The 4,904-nt window shown below is 48.8% G+C and carries 4 protein-coding genes; all 4 read right to left on the bottom strand.

Annotation, left to right across the window (positions count from 1 at the left end):
• Positions 1–636: 636 nt before the first annotated feature.
• The 4 genes from JCM12259_RS12275 to JCM12259_RS12260 all read right to left on the bottom strand — a co-directional run bounded on the left by JCM12259_RS12275 (position 637) and on the right by JCM12259_RS12260 (position 4,799).
• Positions 637–1,326 carry a peptidylprolyl isomerase gene (locus tag JCM12259_RS12275; protein ID WP_025066659.1) on the bottom strand — a complete coding sequence of 230 codons (690 nt, stop codon included), beginning with the start codon at positions 1,324–1,326 and terminating at the stop codon, positions 637–639.
• A 358-nt stretch (positions 1,327–1,684) separates the two neighbouring features.
• A complete protein-coding gene (locus JCM12259_RS12270) occupies positions 1,685–2,827 on the bottom strand; it encodes a cytochrome d ubiquinol oxidase subunit II (protein WP_025066658.1) in 1,143 nt (380 codons plus the stop codon).
• Between the two features lie 55 nt (positions 2,828–2,882).
• Positions 2,883–4,517 carry a cytochrome ubiquinol oxidase subunit I gene (locus tag JCM12259_RS12265; RefSeq protein ID WP_025066657.1) on the bottom strand — a complete coding sequence of 545 codons (1,635 nt, stop codon included), beginning with the start codon at positions 4,515–4,517 and terminating at the stop codon, positions 2,883–2,885.
• Positions 4,518–4,577: 60 nt separating this feature from the next.
• Positions 4,578–4,799 (bottom strand): DUF4492 domain-containing protein, encoded by a 222-nt coding sequence (locus tag JCM12259_RS12260; RefSeq protein ID WP_025066656.1) that lies wholly within the window; start codon positions 4,797–4,799, stop codon positions 4,578–4,580.
• Positions 4,800–4,904: the final 105 nt, after the last annotated feature.

The following is a 4,904-nucleotide window of genomic DNA, read 5'->3' as shown; positions in this document are numbered from 1 at the left end:
ATTGTAACCGACATCTACATATATAAATGAAAACGTACGGCTAATGTTGTTCTGCTCAAGACGAATATCCGAACATATATATAAGAGATAGCAATCTCTAACGAAATTTGACAAAAGGTAAGTTCGTTACCTTAAATTCATGCCCCTACAATACATAGAGACATTCCCTGTACTATATGCTGTCTTATGTAAATTGTTTCAAAGATCTCTATCATGTTGCTCACGCCATCTATTGAAGCGAAAGCGAGTGCAAAGTTAATGCAAATAATTTTACCCTCCAAACTTTTTCGCAAGAAATTTCAAAAAAAGTGCATTTTTTCTTCTTTTTCCACCTAAAAACCCTTTACACCTTATATATAATAGGAGGCAGAAGCATTCGAAAAACATGGCGAGAGGAGGATGAGTCATTTTATCATGTCCCAAACGATTGTCACAGGGGCGGCTGTTGACCTACGTTGCTGCCCGATGAGAGGTATACGACTTCTGCCCCACAAGTCGTATAGTGCTGCCCGACTCCCTTAGGACTTGTCACCGGGCAGTAATGAGGCGGGACGCCAGTCGTCCGGCAAAGGCTTTGCAGGCAGCACCGAGCTGCGATGACGCATTCGGTTTCGGAAAAGCGTGCGCTTTAATAATTTATTTGACCACCGTTGCTTCGACGATACGAACATCTTCGAGCGGTCGATCTTTGGCATCGGTCTCGACGGATTGGATCTCTTTGATCACATCCATGCCGCTCAGAACTTCGCCGAAGACCGTGTACTGACCGTCGAGATGCGGCGTGCCGCCCAGCGTCTTATAGATTTCGCGCGTCTCAGGAGCCAGCACAATCTTCCCGTTGGTCGTCTTGTCCAGTCGTGCTTGCAATTGATCAAGCCCGTCTTCGGTAAACCGGTGACCATACACGATATAGAATTGGCTGGACGACGAAGCTCTTTCGGGATTCACATCATCCGACTCGCGAGCTGCTGCCAAGACGCCCCGACGATGAAAGAATTTGGGATAAACGATTTCGGCAGGCACCGTGTAATCAGGCGAATACGCCCCCACTTCGGTTCCGGGAGTAGCATGACGGGTGGTGGAATCGCCGCACTGGATCATAAAGTTACTGATCACGCGATGGAAGAGCACCCCATTATAATAGCCACTTTTGACCAGCCGAATGAAATTGTCACGATGTCGGGGCGTTTCGTTGTAAAGAGCGAGCAGGATATCGCCTTTGTCGGTTTTGAGAAGCACCTCACGGCGAGGTTCATCCTGTGCCGCACCGGCCGGCGCAGGCGTCAGAAGTAGCAGCAACAGCAATGCATAGATAATCTTTTTCATATCGGTTGAATTAAAGTTTACTATCGGCAATAACGTCCGTCGTCAGCATTTATTTTATTGTGAAGCAGAAATTTTATCCGGAAAGGCAGACCGGTCTCAGATGTCGGCGCACCGTGCGCCAAGGCTTAAAAAGGATTTTTGATGGCGGCGCAGATTGCGCCAGGACTTAAAAAGGATCTCGGATGCCGTCGCAGGGTGCGCCAGGATCTAAAAAGAATTTTAGGCGCCGGCGCCGGGTGCGCTACAACTCAAAAACGATTTTTGGGGCCGGCGCCATGTGCGCCGACATCCCCAAACGAAAGAAGCGCCGGCGCAATGTGCGCCGACGCCTCCATCCTGTTTGTTGCGAGGGAAGCCATCAGTAGGCATCTTCGCTGATGATTTCTTTAGCATCTATCTTCTTCCGATCCATCAGATACCAGACGTAGGCGATATAGCCCAAGACAAAGGGGATGAACAGCGAAACCACAGACATGGCCCGTAAGGTGAATTCGCTGCTGCAACTGTTGGCTATGGTGAGCGAACTCTGCAAGTCGGCATTCGACGGATAATAAGCCGTGTGATTCCAACCGGCACAGAGCAATAAGACCAGCACGACTAATACGACGCCGATGCTGCCCGGCCATATACCTTTGATATAGGCCTTATCGAGCGCAGTGCGGACGACGGCAAAGAGCAACATCACCACGCCCAAGACCAAGACAAGGAGCAAATACCACATCTCGATCAGGTTATGGAAATACTTCTGCGGTTGCATCGAAATGACTCCCGTGGCCGGCTCATAGGCGTAGCCGTCTTTCAACAAGGTGCGCCCGAGGAACGTCAAAAACAGTACCAAAAAGATGCCGGCATTGATGAGCAATTGGCGGCGGGAACGCGAACGGATCTGTGGGTCGTCGACGTTATTGACAAGATAAAGTGTCCCCAGAACACGCGCTAAGAAAAAAACAGCTAATCCAAACACCAGATTCCACACATCAAGCAACGCATCCAGTCCGTTGCTGGCATTGGCCCATCGGCTGATGACAGGTTGGCCAAGCCGAGTGATATTGCTCTTGTCGATGATAAAGTTGGAACCGTCAAAGAATGTTGCCACAGCTCCTCCGAGCAACAACGGGCCTAAGATTCCGTTGATGACGAGGAAGATCTGGAAAGTCTTGGCACCGAAAACATTCCCGAGTTTGTTCTGAAACTCGTAGCTCACGGCTTGCAACACAAATGAGAAGAGAATCACCATCCACAGCCAGTAGGCGCCGCCGAAGCTCGTGCTGTAAAAGAGGGGAAATGAGGCGAAGAAAGCACCGCCAAAGGTGACGAGCGTGGTGAAAGTGAGTTCCCATTTCCGGCCGGTAGAATTGATCAGCATACGCCGCTCGATGTCGGTCCGCCCCAGGTTGAAGATCATTGAGTTGGCCCCCTGAACAAACATCAGGAACACGAGTAATGCACCCAGTAACGAAACCAGGAACCACCAATATTGTTGATAAAATTCGTAAGTCATAATTTGCGGATTGATGAGTTTATTGTCTCCCTCAGCAAAGAGACTGGGGATATGATTAATTAGAAAGTTTATCTGTTGTGAGTTCGTGTGTGCCTAAGTTCTTGGCTGCCTCTCCGCTGGTGTCAACAGTATCGCCATATTCCGGCCCTTTCTTGATCTGCTTGCAGAGGATTCGGATTTCCACGATCAACAACGCCGTGAAAAGGGCGAGGAAAATAAAGAAAGTGAGCGCAACATAGCTCGACTCTAAGTCGGACACAGCGATCCACGTAGGCAACATGTCTTGAATGGTCCATGGTTGGCGCCCCATCTCTGCAACGATCCATCCGGCTTCACTGGCCATGTAAGCCAGAGGCAGCATCACCAAACCCGAGACCAACAGCCATCGATAACGTGCAATATCCTTGCGATAGACGACAAAGAGCGTCACGGCGAAAAAGAGAATAAACAGGGCGCCTAAGCCCACCATGACGCGAAACGACCAAAAACACAACGGGATAAAAGGCACCAACTGGTCGGCCGACGTCACATATCCGTAACCGAAATATTTCATATTGGGTTTGACCACAGCCAAATACTTGGCCGCAGCTTCACTCTGTCCGGCTTTCTTTGCTTCTCGATAAGCCATCAGAGCCTTGACAGCCATCTTTCCACGCACCAACTTCTCGGCCACCGACAATTCGCGCGTACCATCTTCGCGGGTATATCCCTTGATGAGATCATTCACTCCGGGTACGAATCCGTGTAGCGAATGCGTCGCGAGCAACGAGAGCGCATAAGGCACAGAGACGCGCAACGACACTTCTTCCTGATTCTTATAATCGCCCTGCTCCACAGGATTCACCCAAGCCACAGCCGTCAAGCCTTGGTCTGTGCCCCCGTTATACAAAGCCTCCATCGCCGCCAGTTTCATCGGTTGCACCTGAGCTACTGTATAAGCCGAATGATCACCGGTTATCGCAGTCAGCACCGACGCAATCAATCCCACGACGGTACCGATCTTGATACTTTCCACAGCTAACTTCTGCTCACGTCTACGCAACAGATAATAACAACTCACAGCCACTGTGAAGACGGCTCCAATGATCCACGACGATGTTACCGTGTGACAGAACTTGTCGATAGCAAACGGCGACAACGCCACATCGGCAAAGCTGATCATCTCATTGCGCATCGTGTCGGGATTGAAGTCGCATCCCACAGGATATTGCATCCACGAATTGGCTACCAATATCCACCAAGCCGAAATCGTCGCACCTAATCCCGTGAGCCACGTCGATGCCAAATGAAAACCGCTCGACACCTTGTTCCAACCGAAAAACATCACGGCGACAAACGTTGACTCCATAAAGAAAGCAATAATTCCCTCTATCGCAAGCGGCGCTCCGAAGATATCGCCCACAAACCAAGAGTAATTGCTCCAGTTGGTGCCAAATTCAAACTCCAAGATCAGTCCTGTCGCAACACCCATCGCAAAGTTAATACCGAAGAGCTTCTGCCAGAATCGAGCCACATCTTTCCAAAACTGCTTCTTCGTGCGATAATAACACGTCTCGGCTATGCCCATAATCACGGCAAGTCCCAATGTCAGCGGAACAAACAGCCAGTGATAAATGGCTGTCAACGCAAACTGTCCTCTCGACCAGTCGATCGTCCCCGACGTAACATCTAATAATAGGTGATTGATCATACTTACTTTTCTAAGGTGATATAATTTAAAATTTTCTTTTCATCTCCAACCTGCCAACGGCTATTTCGTCCTGTTGATCAACTCTTTCGAAACATAATCGGCCTCATTTCCCTTCGGTGCTTTCTCTTTCAAGAAATTAGGAAAGAAAAAGAACTTCAATATCGCAAACATGATAAACAACTTGATGAGAATGATGGCCCACAACGATTTGCCCAGCTTCATACGCCTGAAACCGTCGTAATAAAGATCGAACACACGATAAACGAAACTATTTTTGTTCACCAGATTGTAATTTTTACAGCCGCAAAGGTATAGATTATTTCCCAATCTCCATTCCTTTTACCGAAAAAATTCAAACGCTGCCATTCATCCCGTCCATCTATATCT

Origin of the sequence: Hoylesella enoeca JCM 12259, from assembly GCF_000613405.1 — a bacterium.
Lineage (GTDB): Bacteria > Bacteroidota > Bacteroidia > Bacteroidales > Bacteroidaceae > Prevotella > Prevotella enoeca.
Note: the sequence above shows the minus strand (reverse complement) of the source record. Positions and strands in the feature narration are given on the sequence as shown.